The 23,658-nt window shown below is 35.2% G+C and carries 9 protein-coding genes and 1 other annotated feature; of the genes, 5 read left to right on the forward strand and 4 right to left on the reverse strand.

Annotated features, from left to right (window positions below; genetic code table 11):
* Nucleotides 1-224: 224 nt before the first annotated feature.
* Nucleotides 225-1,112 carry a fructose bisphosphate aldolase gene (locus CN601_RS01895; protein ID WP_098169835.1) on the reverse strand — a complete coding sequence of 296 codons (888 nt, stop codon included), beginning with the start codon at nucleotides 1,110-1,112 and terminating at the stop codon, nucleotides 225-227.
* A 487-nt stretch (nucleotides 1,113-1,599) separates the two neighbouring features.
* Nucleotides 1,600-2,325, reverse strand: a complete 726-nt coding sequence (locus CN601_RS01900; protein WP_373604947.1) for a YwaF family protein — start codon at nucleotides 2,323-2,325, stop codon at nucleotides 1,600-1,602.
* A gap of 543 nt (nucleotides 2,326-2,868) precedes the next feature.
* On the opposite strand from CN601_RS01900, the gene brnQ reads away from it, so the two are divergent.
* Entirely contained in the window at nucleotides 2,869-4,215 is a 1,347-nt protein-coding gene (gene brnQ, locus CN601_RS01905; protein ID WP_098169836.1) for a branched-chain amino acid transport system II carrier protein, read from the forward strand.
* 171 nt (nucleotides 4,216-4,386) lie between these two features.
* Nucleotides 4,387-5,781, forward strand: coding sequence for an amino acid permease (locus CN601_RS01910; protein WP_098169837.1), 1,395 nt, complete (start codon nucleotides 4,387-4,389; stop codon nucleotides 5,779-5,781).
* Between the two features lie 616 nt (nucleotides 5,782-6,397).
* Here CN601_RS01910 and asnS read toward each other — a convergent pair.
* Entirely contained in the window at nucleotides 6,398-7,789 is a 1,392-nt protein-coding gene (gene asnS / locus CN601_RS01915) for an asparagine--tRNA ligase (protein ID WP_098169838.1), read from the reverse strand.
* A 52-nt stretch (nucleotides 7,790-7,841) separates the two neighbouring features.
* Nucleotides 7,842-8,079: a binding site (T-box leader), on the reverse strand.
* A 463-nt stretch (nucleotides 8,080-8,542) separates the two neighbouring features.
* Between asnS and CN601_RS27815 the strand changes: the two genes are divergently transcribed.
* Nucleotides 8,543-12,817 carry a S8 family serine peptidase gene (locus CN601_RS27815; protein ID WP_098169839.1) on the forward strand — a complete coding sequence of 1,425 codons (4,275 nt, stop codon included), beginning with the start codon at nucleotides 8,543-8,545 and terminating at the stop codon, nucleotides 12,815-12,817.
* A gap of 799 nt (nucleotides 12,818-13,616) precedes the next feature.
* Nucleotides 13,617-17,900, forward strand: a complete 4,284-nt coding sequence (locus CN601_RS01925; RefSeq protein WP_098169840.1) for a S8 family serine peptidase — start codon at nucleotides 13,617-13,619, stop codon at nucleotides 17,898-17,900.
* A gap of 55 nt (nucleotides 17,901-17,955) precedes the next feature.
* Here CN601_RS01925 and CN601_RS01930 read toward each other — a convergent pair whose 3' ends face one another.
* Nucleotides 17,956-18,669 carry a DUF421 domain-containing protein gene (locus CN601_RS01930; protein WP_098169841.1) on the reverse strand — a complete coding sequence of 238 codons (714 nt, stop codon included), beginning with the start codon at nucleotides 18,667-18,669 and terminating at the stop codon, nucleotides 17,956-17,958.
* A gap of 586 nt (nucleotides 18,670-19,255) precedes the next feature.
* Between CN601_RS01930 and CN601_RS01935 the strand changes: the two genes are divergently transcribed.
* Nucleotides 19,256-23,410 carry a S8 family serine peptidase gene (locus CN601_RS01935; protein ID WP_098169842.1) on the forward strand — a complete coding sequence of 1,385 codons (4,155 nt, stop codon included), beginning with the start codon at nucleotides 19,256-19,258 and terminating at the stop codon, nucleotides 23,408-23,410.
* Nucleotides 23,411-23,658 lie beyond the last annotated feature (248 nt).

Genomic DNA, 23,658 nt, shown 5'->3' on the forward strand with positions numbered 1-23,658 from the left:
TTAACTCATAAAGGGTTCATGAGTTAAAAAAGAGAGGAAAAACGAAAAATATTAACTCATAAAAGGTTCATGAGTTAAAAAAAGAGAGGAAAAACGAAATTAATTAACTCATAAAAAGAGTGGATTAATAAAATAATTAATCTTTGTTATAAGGATAAATGAATATAAAAAGCCCCGTACTACGATTTTTAATAGTACGGGATCGAGCTTTTATTCCAACATTATTATTTAATAGAAGCTTCGTATATGCTATTTATAGATTTAGAAAGCATCGAATTGAATTCTTCGTCAGTTTGCCCAGCAGTTAGACCTTGCGATAAGGCGCGTGAGAAGCTGGCAATCAATCCGTGATTCAGAGCTAGTTTTTCATTAGCTTCTGCTTGCGTGTACCCACCAGATAAAGCCACAACTCTTACTACATGAGGAGCATCTATTAGATCAGTGTAGAAATTGTTTTCCGTAGGGATGGAAAGTTTTAACATGACCTTAGCATCTTTATCAAGGGTAGATAATTGAGCAAGGATTTCATTCTTAAGTAGTTTTTCAGAGGCTTCCTTATCCACACTGGTAATATCAACTTCCGGTTCGATAATCGGTACTAGTCCCATATCTACTATTTGGTTAGCGATATCAAACTGTTGCTTAACAACTTTTTTAATTCCGGCAGCGTTTGCTTCCTTAATAAGTGAACGCATTTTAGTCCCGAAAATGTTGCGATTATTCGCCCGATTAAGCAAGTCGGTCAAGCCAGGAATGGGTTTCATGAGTTGAACTCCATCTTCAAGATTAGCAAGCCCACTATCTATTTTTAGAAAAGGTACGATACCTTTTTTCTCCCAGAGATAATCAGCTGTATATTGCCCATCGATATAACGGTCCATCGTATTTTCAAATAAGATTGCACCTAAGATAAACTTTGAATCAAACGCTGGACTTGTTATAATACGCGTTCTCATCTCGTGCACCAATTCATACATCTCTTTTTCATTGGAATAGCTATCTTCTTTAATGCCATATTGTAGAAGGGCTTTAGGCGTACTTCCGCCACTTTGGTCTAAAGCTGCTATAAAACCCTTTCCAGTACTGATTCGTTCTAATTGCTTGTTATTCATGGATCTTACTCCTTTCTTTTTTAGAATCTCCATGTAGCAAGATAATATAAGTATATGCAGCGGTACTTAGAAACCATTATTAGGAATAGGGGTAAGCCGAAAATAGTAAATGAAAATAAATAAAATAGTTTAATACTCGTACTAGCTATGAGTTCGCGATAATTAATATGTTGCGCAGGTCTGGTTTGGGGCTAGTTCCTATAGAACTCAGAATACATTTTTAATTTAAGTAATTGGAAAGGGGTCACCACTGAAATAAGACTAATGTTCCCTTGAGGAATTTAGTTAAATGTTCGTAGGTATTTTGTCACTTTTCTTCATTAAAAGTGAAATATTACAAAAGACAATATAGGTAATGGGTTCTAATATTTAGAGTTAAAAATTTAATTACTCTGTCCTGTTTTAATAGTTAAACATACTTGGAATCGATGGATGATAGTCGGCTCCTATTTACTATATTTCCATAAATTTACTAAATGTACTTCGATTACGTTCTTTCGATTTTCTTTTTCAGCCAAAATGGGCTGTACAGAAGGTAAAAGCTTACAATCATAACTAATTCCAACGAGAGAAGATACCATGGCCATGGACCAAGATAATCTAATAGGGATGCGCTTGCGGGCTTTTTCATAATGTAAAGAAAGTTTGTTTTCAGTGACTTATTAATGAAAAATACGCAGGCTGCATAAAGGTTAACGATAAGAGCCGTTACCCACAGGGAAGATATGGTCGGGCGGTATTTACTGACTGCAACCATAAATAAACATGCTAGAACAACTCCTCCGTGCGAAACAAAAAATTCAAAATATCGAATATGTGGAAATGAAAACCTGTCAAGATCGGGTGTTATGATTGCTTGAATCGAACTACCTAATCCAGCAAAATACATGAATTGAAACAATCTGTAGCTATCTGTCAGTAGCATTACAATTGCCAAAATGACTGCAATATCACTAAGTTGAAGTGGCAAAGCTGTTTTTAATGACCAAGCATTCTCATACAAAAGCCATAGTTGATAAAAAACTTCAGAAGCCAACAAGAGTAACGCTAAAGAATAACGGAAAAATCGTTCGTTTACTTGCTCTTGAAGCTGTTTTCTAAAGATAAAAAGAAGAATACAAAGAGCCAAAATAATACCAATTGTTAATAGGTGTTCCACTGAAAAAAGGTGAAACTTTTCCATTTTTGAATGGAACTGAAAATATTTGTGCAACACGATACCCCATTACTTAGTTTAATTTTATGCGCAAGTATCCTAGTTTGGGGCAAATTCTGCCTGTTCTATACAGGTGTTACGATTTAGGTGTTATTGTGGGTGTCTTAAAAATAGAACCCTCGGAGGGTATAACCGTTTATCAATAAAAATCAATGCTATATCAACAAATTTTTGTGCTTTATCAACAAAAATCATAACTATATCAATAAAGTTCACAACTTTATCAACAAAAGCCATAATTTGTTCGTATTTCTACGTAGAAGATGAGCGCGACACCAACATACAAAATTTCTTTGAATCAAAAATTGCTTGCCAATCAACAATAAAACTAAAGCGAAACCACTGAGTATCGATCTAGATTAGAAAAACAGTCTAATCTTAATTATTATAATTTATTGAATTTGATAAAAATGTGAGGTAAGATTGTTTGGTCGTAAAAAGAGACGAAAATAAAAATTAGTGAATGAGTAGATAGCTGTTTAGTAGTATAAGTTGTGAAACTTTATACAAATTCAATTAATTAATCGGAGTTGTTGTTTAATGTCATCAAGAGTACCTAATTCATTTATAATCATACTTGGTTTTATGCTATTTGCGTTGTTTTTCGGAGCTGGAAATCTAATTTTTCCACCTATTCTTGGACAGTTAGCCGGAAAAAATTTATGGATAGCTAATGCAGGGTTTTTAGTTACTGGTGTTGGATTACCACTACTTGGCGTAACTGCATTTGTTTTTTCAGGTGAAAAAAACTTACAATCTTTAGCTAGACGGGTACATCCGTTGTTTGGTATTGTATTTACTACGGTCCTTTATCTAGCAATTGGTCCTTTTTTCGCTATCCCTAGATCAGGGAATGTATCGTATGAAATTGGCGTTAAACCTTTTTTATCAAATGATGCAAGTCCTGTTCCATTAATCATATTTTCAATTTTATTTTTCACAGTTACTTGCTTGTTATCACTTAATCCTACAAAGATTATTGATATAGTTGGAAGGTTTCTGACGCCTATTAAATTAACATTTATCGGATTGCTAGTTGTTGTAGCTATTGTTCGTCCAATTGGAAAATTTCAAGAGCCTTTTAAAGGGTACACATCACATGTGTTTTTTAAAGGATTTCAAGAAGGATATTTAACGATGGATGCTCTTGTAGCTTTTGTTTTTGGAATTATTATTGTAAATGCAATTAAAGGAAAAGGCGTTACTTCTAAAAAACAGCTTATGATTGTTTGTGGAAAATCAACAGCGATCGCTGCTTCACTTTTAGCAATTATCTATTCAGCTCTTACTTATATGGGTGCATCGAGTGTTGAAAAACTTGGTCGATTAGATAATGGTGCTGAAGTTTTAGCGAAGGTTTCAGACTATTATTTTGGTTCTTATGGGGCAATCTTACTTGGGTTAATGATTACCGTAGCTTGCTTAACGACGAGTGTAGGTCTAATCACGGCTTGTTCTTCTTTTTTTAATGAATTGTTTCCAACCATTTCTTATAAAAAAATTGCAATCATAATGTCTGTGTTTAGTACGCTTATCGCAAATATTGGTTTAACTCAATTAATTAAAGTTTCAGTGCCTGTATTAATGACACTGTATCCAATTGCCATATCTTTAATTTTCTTAACATTCTTACACTATAAATTTAATGGCAGACCAGAAGTGTATCAGGGCAGTTTGATTTTAACGTTTATTGTGAGTCTATTTGATGGTTTAAACTCAGCTGGAATCCGTATTGAAGTAGTTCATCATTTTTTCACAAAGTTTCTCCCAATGTATAGTTTAGGTTTAGGTTGGGTGGTTCCATCGATCATAGGTGGTATATGTGGTTATTATTTTAGTGTTTTACGGAAGAAAGATGTTTCTAACCCAATTCGAAAAGTAGGGTAGGTAATCAGTATCTAATAATCTAAGGGAAATGAAGAAGCGTAACTGTAAGATATGTTGTATAACAATGATTTTGGGGATCAGTTTTTAAGAAAGATAATAAAAGTGACACTTGCTTCATCATTTCAAAACAAAATAGAGATTATAGTATCTTATCTTTGGGGAGGAAATAGCATGGCACAAAAGGAATTGAAGAGAGGCCTCGGAGCGCGTCACATACAGATGATTGCTTTGGGCGGTACAATCGGTGTAGGTTTATTTATGGGTTCAACGAGTACGATTCATTGGACAGGCCCATCAGTAATGCTTGCTTATGCAATTTCAGGCATTTTTATTTTCTTTATTATGCGTGCAATGGGCGAAATGTTGTTTTTAGAGCCTAGTACAGGTTCGTTTGCTACATTTGGCCATAAATACATACATCCGTTAGCGGGGTATATGACTGCATGGAGTAACTGGTTCCAGTGGGTTATTGTTGGAATGTCAGAAATTATAGCAGTTGGGGCATATATGAAATACTGGTTTCCAGACCTACCTGCTTGGATACCAGGCCTTATTGCAATTGTGATTCTTGGTGCAGCAAACTTAATTTCTGTTAAATCATTTGGTGAATTTGAATTTTGGTTTGCGATGATTAAAATCGTTACAATTTTATTGATGATTGTTGCTGGATTTGGCCTAATTTTCTTCGGTCTTGGTAACGGTGGACATGCGATTGGATTATCAAATTTATGGAAACATGGAGGCTTCTTCACAGGTGGTTGGTCAGGTTTCTTCTTTGCACTTTCACTAGTTGTTGGAGCTTATCAAGGTGTTGAATTAATTGGTATTACAGCTGGAGAAGCAGAAAATCCGAAAAAAACATTAAGAGATGCGATTCAAAGTACGATCTGGCGTATTTTAATCTTCTATATTGGTGCGATTTTTGTAATTGTAACGGTTTACCCTTGGAATGAACTAAATTCGATTGGAAGCCCATTTGTTGTAACTTTTGCAAAGGTTGGTATTACGGCTGCTGCTGGAATCATTAACTTTGTAGTAATCACTGCTGCGATGTCTGGCTGTAACAGTGGTATTTATAGTGCAGGACGTATGCTTTATACATTAGGAGTTAACGGACAAGCACCGAAGTATTTTGCTAAAGTCTCAAATAACGGAGTGCCTTTATTCGGTACGGTTGGTGTGCTTGTTGGTTTAGTTGTTGGTGTAATTTTAAACTTTATTGCACCAAAAAATTTATTCGTGTATGTATACAGTGCAAGTGTACTACCAGGTATGATTCCGTGGTTTGTTATTCTAATTAGTCATTTGCGATTCAGAAAAGTAAAGGGATCAGAAATTGATAATCATCCATTTAAAATGCCCTTTGCGCCTTTTACGAACTATATAACGTTAGCTTATTTAGTTTTAGTTTTAATCGGAATGTGGTTTAATGACGACACACGTATCTCGCTTATTGTAGGAATTATTTTCTTGGCGATTGTTACGATTAGTTTTTATGCTTTCGGAATAGGAAAACGTGTACCGATAGATGAACAAATAGATGATGAAATTAAAATCATTAACTAACTGCTAATCACTTAGTTGATGATTAACTACTTTAAAAATAGAAAAAGAAATAGGATGCCGTAAGCATCCTATTTTTATTTTTATATTAAGAAAGCGTTTAGCAATAAAAATTACAACTTTACCAACAAAATTGAAATGTTTATCAATAAAGTGCGCGAAATCTATAGATATAAGAACAAAGCTGTGACATAGAGGGCGAAATCTAATGATACACGAGAAAGCCAGGGGCTTTATGCACGAAACCTATCCATTTACGCACAAAATTCATTGATTTATGCACAAAATCAATGGATTTACGCACAAACCCACCGATTGCAGAACCTGCCAATTATCATATCAACAAAAAATCCGATATATCAACAAAAACCAGTACTATATCAACAAAAAACAATGATTTATCAACAAAGTTCACAACTTTATCAATAAAGTACACAAAGTGTTCGCTTTTTCCAAATAACAACTGAGCCATTAGAAGATCATCTAATGGCTTTTTTGAAAGATAGTAAGTATAAATTTTGAGGTGTACCGCGGTTCTAAAAACTGTGGTATTTATGCGGCTGTACTCTAAGCAAAGAAAAACCGGGCGTTTTTGCCCGGTTTTTCTTATCATATCAAATTAAAAATCAGCGTTTCCTGGTGTACGTGGGAATGGGATAACATCACGGATGTTCTTCATACCAGTTAAATACATAACAAGTCGTTCGAAACCAATTCCATAGCCAGAATGCTTTGTACCACCGTATTTTCTAAGCTCTAAATACCACCAGTAATCTTCTGCATCCATACCAAGCTCTTTAATACGATCAGTAAGGACGTCTTCTCTTTCCTCACGTTGGCTTCCACCAATTAATTCTCCAATACCAGGAACTAATAAGTCAGTCGCTGCAACTGTTTTACCGTCATCATTTGCTCTCATATAGAATGCTTTAATTTCTTTAGGATAGTCAGTTACGTATACAGGACGCTTGTAAACTTCCTCACTTAAGTAACGTTCATGTTCTGTTTGTAAATCTGTTCCCCATTCAACAGGGTACTCAAATTTCTTGTCAGCTTTTTGTAATAATTCAACAGCTTCAGTATAAGTCACTCTACCAAAATCAGATTCTAATGCATTCTTCAATCTTTCGATAAGTGTTTTATCAATAAAGCTATTAAAGAATTCCATTTCTTCAGGTGCTTGTTCAAAAACATAATTAATAACATACTTAACCATGTCTTCTCCAAGGTCCATAATATCAGGTAGTTCTGCGAAGGCAACTTCCGGCTCAATCATCCAGAATTCTGCAGCATGTCTTGCAGTGTTAGAATTCTCTGCTCTAAAAGTCGGACCGAAAGTATACACATTACGGAAAGCAAGAGCAAATGATTCTGCGTTTAATTGACCACTAACAGTTAAGTTAGTTTCTTTACCGAAGAAGTCTGCACTGTCATCTACTTTTCCGTCTTTAGTTTTAGAAATTTGGTTCAAATCCATTGACGTCACGCGGAACATTTCTCCTGCGCCTTCTGTATCGCTTCCAGTAATAATCGGAGTATGTACATTGACAAATCCTTTTTCTTGGAAGAACTTATGAATAGCAAAAGTTGCAAGAGATCTGATTCTGAAAACGGCAGAGAAACTGTTCGCTCTCGGACGTAAATGAGCGATTGTTCTTAAATACTCAAGTGAATGTCTCTTTTTTTGTAAAGGATAATCTGTGTCTGATAATCCTTCAACAGTAATTTTTGTCGCTTTAATTTCAAAAGGTTGTTTCATTTCAGGAGTTGGAACAAATTCACCTTCTATTAAAACTGATGAGCTAATAGGTAACTTTGTGATTTCTTTGAAGTTTTCAAGGCCATCTTCAAAAACTACTTGTACACTCTTAAAAAATGTTCCATCGTTTAACTCTATAAAACCAATCGTTTTAGAATCACGAAGAGTACGAATCCATCCTGAAATCTGAACTGTTTTGTTGCTAAAATTTTCTTGATTTCTGTATAAATCTTTAATTACGGTCTTTATCATAATTTGCCTCCTAATGTTAATTTTCCATAAAAAAAAGCCTTCTATCCCCCAAAAAAGGGACGAAAGACTACTTCCGCGGTACCACCCAAATTGTCATAATATGACCAACTTTAAAGCTAATATTGCTTACCCCAGTTAATAACGTTCTGGATACGTCTAAGCCTACTTAAGAGATCCCTTTCGGTTAGAACTCAAAGGTGTTCTTCATCCATGCCTCATCACCAGGCTTTCACCGTCCCTGGCTCGCTATCGACTATAGCAAAAACTACTTTCCTTTTCATCGTTTTAAAAATATTTAGTTATTAAACAGATTTTTCTTGTAATAATTTATCACAAAACATAATCCTTTGTCTAGTTGCCGTCAATGATTATTCAATGAAATCTATATTTGTGAAAAACTTTAACTTAAATAAATGAAAAAATGTTATTTTTTAATCACTTTTTTCCATTTTCTTCTATTGTATTTATTTAAGCGAATTTGTGAGAAATGTAATTGTCCTTTTATTCTAATTCATCAAAGGAGGTAAGTCACTGTTAGTCAATTGATTTGAATAACGAACAGTTTTTACATTATTTCCTAACAAGGAACAAAATAGTATACAAAGCCGAAAATTCTGAGGTTTTTCTAGTTTTTTGCATTTTTTTGTAAAAAAATTGTAAAAAAAGTTTGAATTGAAAGAATTTTGCAAAATATCAATCTCGCCAACTCTCAATATAATGAATCTATCTTGAGAAAAGAAAGTAGGTTAGTAGATGAAAAAGAATATGTTTCGAAATGTTACAACACTGGCATTAACAACAGGACTTATTAGCACTACGTTAACACCGATTTCACTTTCACATCAGGTTCATGCACAAGCAACGACAAAGATTGATCAAGTACTAGCAAGTCTTACGCCTCAGCAGCGCGAGGCAATTAAGCAATTGAAGCTAAGTGATAAAGCTGGTCTTCAATTATCTCCTGAAGTCGATCAAACAAGTGACAAGGATACATCTGTCATTGTCGAGTTTAAGGACAAGCCTCAGCAGACTGCTGTTTTAGAAGCAGAAGCTGATGGTGATTCACTATCTGCAAAAGATGCACAAGCAAATGTAGATGCTTCACATGAGACGTTCCAAAAAGATTTAAAAACAATTTTTAGCAGTGAATTAAAAGCAAAGAAAAATCCATATTTAATTAAACGTTCATATAAAAAAGCATTTAATGGGGTTTCAATGACACTCCCAGCAAATAAAATTAAATCACTTCTTAAATCAAATTCAGTAAAAGCTGTCTATAGCGATTTACAAGTTCAAGTAGAGCCACCATCGATCAGTGAAACAGCAACAACAGGGAAGCAAGCTGCAACCCATACGATGGTTACATTCCCAGGTGTTGAAAAACTTCATGAAGAAGGATATACAGGAAAAGGCGTAAAAGTTGGAATTCTTGATACTGGTATTGACTATAATCATCCGGATTTAAAAGGTGCATTTAAAGGCGGTTACGATTTTGTCGATAATGACAACGATCCGATGGAAACAACATACGCAGATTGGAAGAAGTCCGGGCAAGCTGAATTGGCTTTAAACGGCGAAGCTTACTATACCGAGCATGGGACACATGTAGCAGGGATTATTGCTGGACAAGGGAAAAACGATGGAGACCTTTCGGTAACTGGCGTTGCACCAGGTGCTGATATTTATTCTTATCGTGTATTAGGGCCATATGGTTCTGGCTATACATCGGCTATTCTTGCAGGACTCGATAAAGCAGTTGCAGATGGAATGGACGTTATTAATATGTCACTTGGCGCAAATTACAATGATCCATTATATCCGACGACTATTGCTGTTAATAATGTTGTTCTTGCAGGTGTGACTGCGATTGTCGCAGCAGGGAACTCAGGAAGTAATATGTATTCGCTTGGCGCTCCTGGTAATTCACCTTTAGCCATTACAGTTGGAGCAAGCGATACATCAATTACAATTCCATCATATACAGGGGCATTCCATGCATCAACAGGAGATCTACCTGCTGATTTAAAACTAGCTGGACAGGGCTTAACGGATAACGTTGCAGACTTTGATGGCCAAACTTTGCAAATGGTAAACGTCGAATATGGCGGTGAAGTTAGTTATTGGAAGGATGATAAAACTCCAATTGATGTAAAAGGAAAAGTTGTACTAGCACAACGAGGTAGCTACCCTATGGCTCAAATCATAGCGACTGCTAAGGCACATGGGGCAAAAGCTGTTGTTTTATACGACACACCTGTTCCAAATGGTGATGTATATCTTGGGGAAGGTTTTAATTTTATACCAACATTTTTACTAAGTAATGCACAAGGAAAAGCTTTAGCAGCTAAATTGCCTACATATGGAACAGGAGCAATACCAGGTGCATCTGTAGACTTTACTTTTAGTAATATGAAACAATTAGTGACAACAGGTGATAAATTAGCACCATTTAGTTCTCGTGGTCCATCTCGTGTGTTATACGATATTAAACCTGAAGTAACCGCACCTGGTGTGTCTGTTTTCTCTACTGTACCATCCTATATGCACGGAGCAGATCAAATTGGGAACTACAATTATGCTTATGACCGTTTATCGGGAACATCAATGGCAACTCCAAACGTTGTAGGTGTAGCAGCTCTAATTAAGCAAGCACATCCAGATATGACTCCTTCTGATGTTAAAGCAACACTTATGAATACAGCGGATCCATTATCTGATAAGTACAGTGTATATGAAGTTGGGGCTGGGCGTGTAAATCCTTACAAAGCTGTTCATGCTCAGACAGAAATTCAGGTGAAAGACAAAACATCAACAGTAAAAGATGGTGTAAGTTACGCTGAAGCATCAACGTTAGCAAGTAAGGGCATTAAACAAATTAATAACATTACTGGTGCATTAAGTTTTGGCGAACAAGCTGTTGATGGTAAAGATTTATCAGATCAACGCTCAATTAGCTTATTTAATAAATCTTCTGTAGATAAAACATATGACGTAAAGGTTCAGTTCCAGACGCTTGATGCTCGTTTTACAGACGATTCTAGAGCGGACCAAGATGCTTCCGCAAACGGCGTTACGTTAGATGTGAAATCATCTGTAAAAGTAAAAAAATACAGCAGTGCAAAAATGGATGCTACGATCAATGTTCCGAAATCTGCAAAACTAGGAACTTATGAAGGGTATGTAGTCTATACAAACCAAAAAGATCCGAACGAAACATATAAAATCCCTTTTGCAATTCACACAGTAAAAGAAGGGATTGACTTTGTGGAAGCTAGTCCAACATCAGCTTATACAATAGCGTATGAAGCAGGAAGCAATTACACAAGATGGTCACTAGGAGTAAACTTTAAATTAAATTCTCATATGCGTTATTTTGACTTCTTCCTTGTCGATCCAAAAACAGATAAAGAAATCGGATTTTTGGGCTCAGCTGATGGAATGGGAGCAGACGAGAATACAGAATATTATTTCCGTGGTGTATTAAATGAAGGTAGATATTATCCGTTAACTGGTAATCCGAATAACCCAATTGCGTATGATTCAAAACAGACTGATCCAGGATTATATAAAATTCGAATGGTTGGTACAAATGACAAAGGTGAAACGTTCACATCAGATGCTCCAGTTTACTATGGAGAGAGAGAGCCTAAGGTAACTATGGACAAGATGACGGCTGGTGGAATTTATGAAACTACTAATCCAACTGACACAAAAGTTACCGTTTCGGGTTCTGTATTTGATAAAGATATAGACGAGATGAAGGCAGGCGGCATTACAGCTTCACAAGGCGATAATACGTTTACATATTATAACCCTAATAATTCATCAGAAAAAAGCATATCAGTAGATTCAGAAGGGAAGTTTAATGCTGAAATACCATTAGCTACATCTGGTCCAATTGTAAATCCAATTACAGAATATGATTTCTCAGATTATAGCAAATCAACTGTAAGAAATTACGATAGTTTCATTGATGCATATTTTGTAAGAAAAGGTACAGCGTATACAACTGCGATTGCAGATAAGCAACGTATAAACATGGGTGATACAAATACAGTGACGTTCTCAACAAAAAATGTAAAAACAAACGTGAAGAAAGCAGAGTTCAGTTTCACTTATCCAAGTACATTCCTTGATGTAGTAAATGTACAACCAAACAGTGCATTTAAAGGGAAACTAGATGTTCAATATACGACTACTGCTTTACAAGGCGGAAGTAGTAAAATGACGATTACTGCAACGGCAACTGGAGATTTAGCGAACACTGGAATAGCTGGAGATGCATCACTTGTAGACTTAACATTCAAAGCAAAAGATGTTTACTATAAAGGTCCAATGACGTTCCTCAGTCCAACTGGTAGTAGATTCTTTAATGCTGTTTACACAAATGTAGATAATACAACTGTAACAACACAAGGTATTCAACCATATTTCTTCGTTACTCCGAACTATTCACTTATGAGATCAAGTGTCGAAGCAGAAGGTTTAATGAAGTTTGGTGGTTTAGAGCCTGAAATGAAACAACTGGACTATAGTAAAATAGGTGCAAAAGTTAGTGTAAAAGATGCAAATGGTAAGGAATATGGTGTAACTGATCAATTCGGTTATTCTAATACAAGTCCATGGTTATTTAGAACAAGATTACCGATAACAGACAAGAATTTTAACTTGAAAATTGATGTACCAGGTCACTTTACTTTATCGAAAGATTTTACAGTAGGAATTAAAGATGATGGAAAAGTTAAAGCTGGATCGAAACCAGTTCAATACGACTACCTTCCTGGTGGAGATGTCAATAAAGACAATGTCATTGACATAAACGATGCGATATATATTCAAACGTATTGGGGTACAAATAAGCGTGATGCTGACATTAACTTTGATGGTGTTGTAGATGAAAAAGATATGCAATACGTAATTAATAACTATATGATGCAAAATCCATGGAATGAAAATTCTCCAAAGCCTGTTAAGAAATATAAGGGCAAAACATTGGATGATGTTTTGCAGGCATTAGGGTTAGAGTAATTTAAATAGTGACAATAGAGGAGAGGATGTCCCGAAAGGCATCCTCTTTTTACATTTTAGGAGGTATTTACAAATTTTGAATTAGATAAAAGTTGAAGTGCAAATAAAACTGTGCAAAGTGCAAATAAGAAATCTGAAACTGCAAATAAATGCTGAACTGCAAATAAAAATAGAGAATCTGCAAACAAAATCGCTAAAACTGCAATTAAAATTTTCCAAATAGCAATTAAAATCAGTAAAACTGCAATTAAATTCCCTAGAGTACCAAATTGATAGGATATTACCGGTACCGGTTAGGGTATTCTAGCTGAATTATTGGTCAAAAGTAGATTCACAAAATTGGAAGATTAATAAACTTGCTTCACTTCCTTCTTAAACGACTAAAAAGGTGAGGAAATCTACTAAGTATCTATAAATCAAGGCCATAAAATTAACTTCAATTGAAACATCCCACTAATATACCCCTATTTTTGCTTCAAGACAGACTTAGCTCTACGATATTCTTTAAATTAAATTAGGGGCCCTCTTTTTAATTGCTGTAGATTTATTAAAAACAGATATCCCAATTAATTAAACTTGGCTATTTAATTTTGGCCACAAAAAGACATATTGTACAAAAAATCGAAATAATCTTCTAAATATTTACAGGTATATCCATTTTTAGACAAAATTATTAATTTAAAGTAAATAATTAGTGGTTTTTTGTAAAAAAATTTAGAATTGAATGAATTTTTCAAAATAAAAAACAAAGCAACTCTCCATATAATAAACCTATCAAGTAAGGAAAGAAGGATAGTAGATGAAAAAGAAAATGGTTAGAAATGTTACTACTCTAGCATTAACTACAGGACTTATTGGTACTGCACTGTCACCGGTTTCATTTTCACACAATGTTCATGCGCAGTCGACTTCTAAGATTGATCAAGTACTTTCAAATTTAACGCCTCAGCAGCGTGAGGCAATTAAGCAATTGAAACTAAGCGACAAATCAGGGCTTCAAGTATCTCCTGATGTTGATCAAACAAGCGACAAGGTTACGTCTGTCATTGTCGAATTTAAAGACAAGCCCCAGCAAACGGCTGTTTTAGAAGCAGAATCAAACGGTGAAACGCTATCAGCGGAAGATGCACAAGCAAAAGTTGATGCTTCACATGACACGTTCCAAAAAGATTTAAAAACAATTTTTAGCAGTGAATTAAAAGAAAAGAAAAATCCTTATTCAATTAAACGCTCATTTAAAAAAGCATTTAACGGGGTTTCAATGACCCTTCCGGCAAACAAAATCAAATCTCTTCTTAAATCAGACTCTGTAAAAGCTGTTTACAGTGATTTACAAGTTCAAGTAGAGCCACCGTCTATAAGCGACACTGCAACAACAGGGAAGCAAGCTGCAACTCACACGATGGTTACATTCCCTGGAGTTGAAAAGCTTCACCAAGAAGGCTATACAGGTAAAGGTGTAAAAGTCGGTATCCTTGATACTGGTATTGATTATAATCATCCGGATTTAAAAGGTGCGTATAAAGGCGGATACGATTTCGTTGATAATGATAATGATCCAATGGAAACGACTTATGCAGATTGGCAGAAGTCCGGGAAGGCCGAAATAGGTACAAGTGGTGAGGCTTACTATACTGAGCATGGAACTCACGTTGCGGGTATTATTGCAGGACAAGGAAAAAATGACGGGGATCTTTCGGTAACAGGTGTTGCACCGGGTGCTGATATTTATTCGTATCGTGTTCTAGGTCCTTATGGATCTGGAGCTACATCAGCTATTTTAGCAGGGCTTGATAAAGCAGTTTCAGATGGTATGGATATTATTAATATGTCTCTTGGAGCAGATTACAATGATCCATTATATCCTACAACTATTGCCGTTAACAATGTTGTTCTTGCTGGTGTAACAGCGATTGTTGCTGCAGGAAACTCAGGAAGTGGTATGTATTCACTTGGTGCCCCAGGTAACTCGCCTTTAGCGATTACAGTTGGAGCAAGTGACACATCAGTTTCAATTCCGACATATACGGGAACTGCTCAAACATCTACAGTCGATTTACCTGCTGATTTAAAACTAGCAGCCACAGGGCTAACTGATGACGTAACGCAATTTGATGGTCAAACTCTCCAAATGGTCAATGTCGAATATGGTGGTGAAGTTAGTTATTGGATGGGAGCCGTTGGTACTTCACAGCCAATAGATGTAAAGGGAAAGGTTGTCCTTGCGCAACGTGGAAGCTATGGAATTACTCAAATTATTGCGACTGCTAAATCACATGGAGCAAAAGCTGTTGTATTATATGACGCACCGACTCCATTAGGTGATGTATATCTTGGAGAAGGTTATAGCTATATTCCAACCTTTACAATGAGTAATGCACAAGGAAAAGCTTTAGCGGCTAAATTGCCTACAGTTGATACTAAAGGAAATACACTCTACTCAACGATGGACTTTACTTTTAGCAATATGAATCAACTAGTGACAACTGGTGATAAATTAGCACCGTTTAGTTCACGTGGTCCATCTCGCGTTTTATATGACATTAAACCTGAAGTAACGGCTCCTGGTGTATCTGTTTTCTCAACTGTTCCTTCTTATATGCATGGTGCTGATCAAATCGGAAATTACGATTACGCTTATGAGCGATTATCTGGAACATCAATGGCAACTCCAAACGTTGTTGGTGTAGCAGCTTTAATAAAGCAAGCTCATCCAGACATGGATACTGCAGATATTAAAGCAACACTTATGAATACAGCAGATCCATTATCTGATAAATACAGTGTGTATGAAGTTGGAGCAGGACGCGTTAACCCATACAAAGCTGTTCACGCGGCTACTGAAATTCAAGTAAAAGATAAAACTGCAACAGTAAAAGATAATGCTACTAATTACGGAAATACGACATTAGCTAGTAAAGGAATTAAACAAATTAAAAATATTACTGGTGCATTAAGCTTTGGTGAACAAGCTGTTGATGGTAAAGATTTATCAGATAAACGATCAATTACTTTATTTAATAAAGCTTCTGTTGATAAAACATATGATGTAAAGGTTCAATTCCAAACAATGGACGCACGCTCTGAAGGAGATTCTAGAGCAGATCAAGACGCTGATGCTAATGGAGTTACTTTAGATGTGAAATCATCTGTAAAAGTAAAAAAATACAGCAGTGCTAATATGGATGCTACAATTAATGTTCCAAAATCCGCAAAGGTTGGAACGTATGAAGGTTATGTTGTTTATACAAACCAAAAGGATCCTAATGAAACTTATAAAATTCCATTTGCAATTCATACAGTAAAAGAGGGAATTGCATATTTAGAAGCTACTCCAACTGCTTATACAATTCCATACGAAGCAGGAAGTAACTCAACAAGATGGTCACTTGGTGTGAACTTTAAACTGAACTCGCATATGCGTTATTTCGATTTCTTCCTTGTAGATCCGAAAACTGACCAAGAAATCGGCTTCTTAGGCTCAGCTGATGGAATCGGTGCAGATGAGAACATGGATTATTATTACCGTGGTGTGCTTAACGAAGGGCGATATTATCCTTTAACTGGCAACCCTGATAATCCAATTGCGTATGATTTTAAAAATACAGACCCAGGATTATATAAAATTAGAATGGTTGGTACAAACGACAAAGGGGAAAAATTCTCTTCTGATGCTGCAGTTTACTATGGCGAGAAAGAGCCAAAAGTAACGATGAACAATATGAAAGCTGGAGGCATTTACGAAACGGCTAATCCAACTGACACAAAAGTTACTGTATCAGGCTCAGTATTTGATAAAGATATCGACGAGATGAAAGCAGGAGGCATAGATGCTTCACAAGGAGATAATACATTTACGTATTATAACCCTAATAATTCTTCGGAAGTTAGTATTCCAGTAGACTCTCAAGGAAACTTCAATTCAGAAATTCCTTTAGCTACATCTGGTCCAATTGTCAATCCAATTACAGAATACGATTTTACTGATTATAGTAAATCAAGTGTAAGAAATTATGATAGTGTAATTGATGCATATTTTGTTAGAAAAGGTACAGCATATACAGCTGCAACCCCTGATAAGCAACGTATTAACATGGGTGATACAAATACAGTGACGTTCTCTACAAAAAATGTGAAATCAAACGTGAAGAAAGCTGAATTTAACTTCACTTATCCAAGCGTTTTCGTTGATGTAGTAAATGTACAACCAAACGCTGCATTTAAAGGAAAATTAGATGTTCAATATACGACTACTGCTATAGAAGGTGGAAGCAGTAAAATGACGATCACTGCAACAGCGACTGGCGATTTAGCGAACACAGGAATAGCTGGGGATGCATCACTTGTAGATTTAACATTCAAAGCAAAAGATGTTTACAATAAAGCTCCAATTATGTTTAAAAGTGGAACAGGTTCGAGATTCTTTAGTGGTGTTTATACAAATGTGGACAATACAACTGTAACGACACAAGGAATACAACCATATTTCTATATTACACCGACTTATTCACTTATGAGAGGTTCAGTCCAAGCTGAGGGTTTAATGAAATTTAGTGGTTTAGAGCCTGAAATGAAACAACTTGACTATAGTAAAATAGGTGCGAAAATTAGTGTGAAAGATGAAAATGGTAAAGAATATGGTGTAACTGATCAATTCGGATATTCTCCAACAAGTCCTTGGGCATTTAGAACAAGATTACCAATTACCGATGAGACTTTTACACAAAAAATTGATGTGCCAGGTCACTTTACATTTACGAAAGATTTTACAGTAGGAATCAAAGATGATGGGAAAGTTAAAGCTGGATCTAAACCAGTTAATTATGACTATATCCCTGGTGGAGATGTCAATAAAGATAATGTCATTGACATAAACGATGCGATCTACATTCAAACATACTGGGGTACAAATAAACGTGACGCTGACATTAACTATGATGGCGTCGTAGATGAAAAAGACATGCAATATGTAATTAATAACTACATGATGCAAAATCCATGGAATGAAAATTCTCCTAAGGCAGTTAAGAAGTACAAAGGTAAAACATTAGATGATGTTTTACAAGCACTTGGCCTAGAGTAATCTAAAATTTTAGTAGAAAATCGGTAATCTCTAATGAGGTTACCGATTTTTTAATTCATTGCTCTATATCAATAGGAGAATCAATCTGATCGTTGTATAAATCAAAATACAGTTGACCATTTGTTCCTCGAACACAATATGAAACATCAGCTAAAATCAAACTTCGCTGCTCTAATTCAGTCATGATCCAATCTTTTGTTAAATGATTTTGAGTGATGTTTTTCTGGATAATTTGACCACTCATAATAATTTCTATAGGGAAATCAGAGTGGGAAGAACTAAAAATTCCTAAATCTTGCCTCGTTACAAAGCGATATGCTGGCTTCTTTAAGATTGATAAATGTCCGTCAGGTTCAAAAATGGCATATTCAACTTCATCAATATCAAATATATCTCTTCTTCTTAGTCCTTGATTTAAGGAATCCATTGTAATTCTTAATTTTAATAAGTTTTTTTCGAGTATTTTTCCATCTTCTATGACAACAGTAGGTTCACCATTAAATAATGCTCTAGCTTTTCTACTTTTTAATGAAACTAAAGTAGCAAGGAATAAAAACGCGCAAAGAATGATTAGTGCAGTTACATAGTTACTGAATTTTATAGAAGTATTAAAAGCTAAATTACCTGCAATAGAGCCAATTGTAATAGAAGTAATATAATCATGATAAGTCATTTTTGAAATTGTTTGTTTTCCAAGTACATGAGTAATGCAAATAAGTAAAACAAATGCTGAAAGAGTTCGAATTATAACATCAAGTGTTCCAAACATTTTCCTCAACCTTTAACTTTTATTCTTACCTTATTTTTACATAAAAGAACTAGAAAATACGTAAAGTTAAATTCTTTTGTTAAGTTAAAGACCGAGAATTTAAAAGCACTTTAACTAACTTTACAAAAATTGACAATCTATTAAAATACAACAGTAAAAATTGATGAAATTGTTAAATAAAGGTAGTATTTGTTAATATATGTCGATAAATATAGAATAAATGACAGAATTTTTCGAAATTTGCATATAATCAACTTTCCATATAATTAATTTAGGATGGGAAGTCAATTATGGGAGGGAGAAATCTATAAAATGACTTTAACTTAAGAAGGATGAAAAATGGTGAGTTATAAGTTTAACAGTACATATAAAGTTCTGTCCAAGAACCACTTGGATCATTACTGAATGGAACAAGAGTATGCAGTAATACAGAGGTTAAAAATGTACTTAGAATATGAATACTTGAACACTTACATAGCACTAAATCAGTTTCAACAGCTGATCTTTAGTGGGGACAAATTTCATCTTAGTTAAAGTACCCATTCGTTTTTATGAGTTTACTAATTAAGCGATCAGGGGGAAAATTATGAAAATGAGTAAAATGAAACATGTGCTAACTGGTACTTTAGTTACTAGTTTGTTATTTTCTGCAAATGGACAATTTAAGGCTATTGCTGAAACAAAAAGTCAGAATACTCAAAATAGTGTAGAAAAAATGCTATCAAGTTTAACTGATGAGGAAAGAATGGCACTGAATCAGCTTGATGTGTCACCAGGGTTCGTTATTTCACCGGATATCAATCAAAGAAGCTCTGAATTAGTTAATGTAATTGTAGAATTTAATCAAGCACCTGCAAAGGTAGAAGTTTTAAAGCAGGCAATGAAAGGAAAGAAACTTACTCTTTCTTCAGCAAAAACTAAACAGGATAGTGATCATACTACCTTTAAAAAAGAGTGGGGAAAAGTAAAGAGTCTGAATGAACGAAAACTAGCGGAAATGAAAGACGCTAAAATTACTAGAGAATACCATGATGCTTTCAATGGTGTAGCGATGACATTACCTGGAACGGCTGTACAACAGTTAATGAGCACAGGGGTTGTTAAACGAGTTTGGCCAGATAAAAGTGTGGCACTTGATCTTCCAAAAGAAGCAGATGAATTGAAAACATCTACTCCAACAAAAGTAGATGATAGTCTTCCACAAATCGGAGCGGACAAGCTTCATGAAGAGAATATTACTGGTAAGGGCGTTAAAGTAGGGGTTATTGATACAGGGATCGACTATAACCATCCTGATTTAAAAGGGATTTATAAAGGTGGTTACGATTTCATAGATAATGACTCAGATCCGATGGAGACTACGTATAAAGATTGGAAAGCATCTGGGCAGGCAGAAACTGATTCAAATGGTTCAACTTACTATACAGAGCATGGAACGCATGTATCTGGATCAATTGGTGCACAAAAGAAAAATGACTCACCATCGGCTGTAATGGGGGTAGCCCCTGACGTTGATTTATATGTGTACAGAGTACTTGGACCATATGGTAGCGGATCAAATGATGCGGTTATGGCTGGTATCGATCGAGCTGTAAAAGATGGAATGGATGTTATCAATCTTTCTTTAGGATCTAGCGAAAATGATCCGCTTGAACCAACATCGATTGCGATTAACAATGCAATGCTTTCAGGTACTGTTGCAGTAGTCGCAGCAGGTAATGCTGGCCCAGATGAAAAAACGCTAGGATCTCCAGGAGCAGCTGCCTTAGCAGTAACAGTTGGAGCAAGTGACGTGTCGCTAACAATTCCGACAATGACTGCAAGCGCAGGGGATCAAAAATTTCCAAATATGCAATTGATTGCAGAAAATTATACAGATAAGTTAGAAGACCTTCAGAATACGACTTTACCTTTAGTTGATGTAGGGTTAGGAACTAAAGCTGATTATACGAATAAAGATGTGACTGGTAAAGTAGCCTTGATTCAACGCGGCACCTACACTTTCGATGAAAAAATCCAAAACGCAAAAGCAGCTGGTGCAAAAGCCGTCATTATTTACAACAATGTTGATGGAAATATCGATGCGTATCTTGGCGAAGGGACAAATTATGTTCCATCTTTCCGTATTTCAAAAGCGGACGGAGAACGTCTTAAAGGTCAAAAAGATATTACTTTCGAATCAACTGGAAGCATTAAGACAGAAGGAGATCACCTAGCTGATTTTAGTTCAAGAGGACCAGCTGCAGGTAATGATGATATTAAACCAGATGTCGTAGGGCCAGGTGTAGCAATATTCTCTACGCTTCCTATTTATATGAATAATAAGAACGACGATACGAATTACGATATGGCATATGGCCGTCTTTCTGGAACATCAATGGCTACACCTCATGTGACTGGATCTGCAGCATTAATCTTGCAAGCACATCCGGATTATACACCGTTTGAAGTAAAAGAAGCCTTAATGAATACTGCTGATAAAATGAATGGTGATAACTCGGTCAATGCAGTTGGTGCAGGTAGAATTAATGTATATGAGGCAGTTCATGCTGATACTTTGTTAAAGGTTATGGACAAAACGAAGAATGTACAAGATGGCAACCTAGTTGATATTGATGAAGAAACAGGCTCTATTGCTTATGGTACTCACTATTTAGAAGACGATAAAAAAGTTCAAGACAGTCGAAAAGTTGTCATTGAAAATCATAATAAGCAAGATCAGAAGAAGTTCGATATACGTGTTGAGTTATTACCAGCGATGGGTGAAATCCAAGACGGTGTAAAAAATGGTGTAACAGTAGATGTACCTAGTCCTATATCGGTGGATGCAGGAAAATCTACAGAAATTAATCCAACGATTTCTGTACCAAAAACAGCACATATAGGAAGATATGAAGGATACATTTATTTTGTCAATTCAAAGAATAAAGACGAAAACTATCAAATCCCATTTTCAATTAACGTAAGAAATGGTAAAGGGTTTGATTATATGAACATAAGTAGACCGATGATGTCAGATAATCCGGAAAATATCCATCCATTTTCGACACTGTATGTAAATGGGTACTTCAAATTATCAAGCCCAGCAACTACGATCGATATTTTAGTGAAAGATGGAAAAACAGGAGAACCAATTGGTCTTGTAGGTACTAGTGGTGCAAGTAATTTATTAACAGGTACAGATTATTTCTTAGAGAGAATATTTACTGGTGTAGTTTATCCATTTACCGATGATAAAAAACGACCTATTTCCGATCAAAAAGTAAGACTGCCAGAAGGCGACTATATTGTTGAAATGATTTCGCATGATGAAAACGGAAAAACGTATAGTATGGAAGATAAGGTAACAATTGATAATACGCCACCGAAAGTAGAAGTAGATATGAAGCCTGGTATATATGAAGTGAATGACTCAATGTATACAACAGAACCTGGATATAACGGTCCTGCAATTTGGATTCATGGTAATGTATTTGATGCAGGAGTTGATGCACTTAGAAAGAAAGGTTTGAATGTGGATCAATCTATTAACGGAGCACTTTATTATGAATATAGTGTGTATAATAATTCGCTCCTTGCAATAGATAGTGATGGTAATTTTAGATTCCCTGTAACTAAGATCGGTGTCGACCAAATAGGTTATGTAGATTCCAATTTATTCGTTTTCGATAATGGTACAGCAGCCGAATCATATCCAAAAGGCATTAAAAATTACAAATTTATAAAAGAAGGAACTGAATATGGGGTTCCAACTTATAACAAAGAAAACGTCCGACTTGGTGATGAAATTACAATGACGTTGAATTTGAATAATATTAAACAGCTTGCTTTTGGAGAGTTTACTGTGCCTTTCGCCAATAATTATTTCTCATTCCAAAGTGCGAAAATCAACGATGCATTTAAAAAGTATGCTGAGGAAAAAGGTGCAAAAGTAAACTTAACATCACCAGTTTTAAGTACAGGCTCTGTTAAAGTAGGAGCTTCTATTGATCAAGGAGATTTAAAAATTGATAAAAACTTACCTTTCATAGATGTTACGTTAAAATTGACAAATGATAAACTATTCGCACAAGAGGGATATGCATTTGATGTATCATCTTTTAAATATAAGAAAACAGCGGATGCAACGACTACTAACTTAATTCGTGTTTATAAAGACAAACCATTTTATGTATTATCAAAACAATCAACGGTGAGTGGAGTTATGTGGCCGGAAGCTTTCATGAAAAATGGACAAATAGATTCTAAGGTGGACTACTCAAAGCTTGGAGCAATAGTGTATGCACAAGATGCAAATGGCAAAATTTATAATGTAACTAGCATTTCAAAAAGTTCTTACTTTACAATTGATAACCTACCTTTTTCAAATAAAGACTATGATATCTATGTGAAAATACCGGGGCATTTTGCAACGAAAGTATCATCAAAATTAGTAAGAGACTTCAATGGTGATCTTGCTGGTTCTTCAAAGGTAGTAGAAATGGAGAAAAACCATGCAGGCGATGTAAATGGCGATAATGTTATTGATGTAATGGATGCGATTTACTTACAAGTTTATTGGGGAACGAATAAACGTGCTGCTGATATTAACAACGATGGTATAGTTGATGAAAAAGATTTTGCATTTGTAGAGAAAAACTACTTAATGCAAAATACTGAAATAGACAGTACAGTAAAACCTAAAAAGACATACAAAAAACAAACTTTAGAAAGTGTTAAGAAAGACTTAGGAATTAACTAAAACAAAAGACCTAGAACAATAAATATTTTTTGTTTTAATTGGCTCCGGTATAATACCGGAGTCTTTCTCTAGATTGGAGGATATATAGTGCATTTATTTGTTTATCCTTTGTTACTATTATTGTTATTTTTGACCTCTATATTTTTAATTATTATAATCGTAAAATAATACATATAAGGTTTTACAGTTTGTTTTTATTCAGCAAATTTACTAGATTTTATTGATAATCGTGTTAATACCTCATACCA

Source organism: Bacillus sp. AFS017336 (genome assembly GCF_002555445.1).
In the GTDB taxonomy this organism is placed as follows: domain Bacteria; phylum Bacillota; class Bacilli; order Bacillales; family Bacillaceae_G; genus Gottfriedia.

Bases quoted from the DNA above. Each gene is read 5' to 3' on its own strand.
- asnS (WP_098169838.1), bottom strand. From the start codon at position 7,789: ATGATAAAGACCGTAATTAAAGATTTATACAGAAATCAAGAAAATTTT.
- CN601_RS01925 (WP_098169840.1), top strand. From the start codon at position 13,617: ATGAAAAAGAAAATGGTTAGAAATGTTACTACTCTAGCATTAACTACA.
- CN601_RS01895 (WP_098169835.1), bottom strand. From the start codon at position 1,112: ATGAATAACAAGCAATTAGAACGAATCAGTACTGGAAAGGGTTTTATA.
- CN601_RS27815 (WP_098169839.1), top strand. From the start codon at position 8,543: ATGAAAAAGAATATGTTTCGAAATGTTACAACACTGGCATTAACAACA.
- CN601_RS01935 (WP_098169842.1), top strand. From the start codon at position 19,256: ATGAAAATGAGTAAAATGAAACATGTGCTAACTGGTACTTTAGTTACT.
- CN601_RS01930 (WP_098169841.1), bottom strand. From the start codon at position 18,669: ATGTTTGGAACACTTGATGTTATAATTCGAACTCTTTCAGCATTTGTT.
- CN601_RS01910 (WP_098169837.1), top strand. From the start codon at position 4,387: ATGGCACAAAAGGAATTGAAGAGAGGCCTCGGAGCGCGTCACATACAG.
- brnQ (WP_098169836.1), top strand. From the start codon at position 2,869: ATGTCATCAAGAGTACCTAATTCATTTATAATCATACTTGGTTTTATG.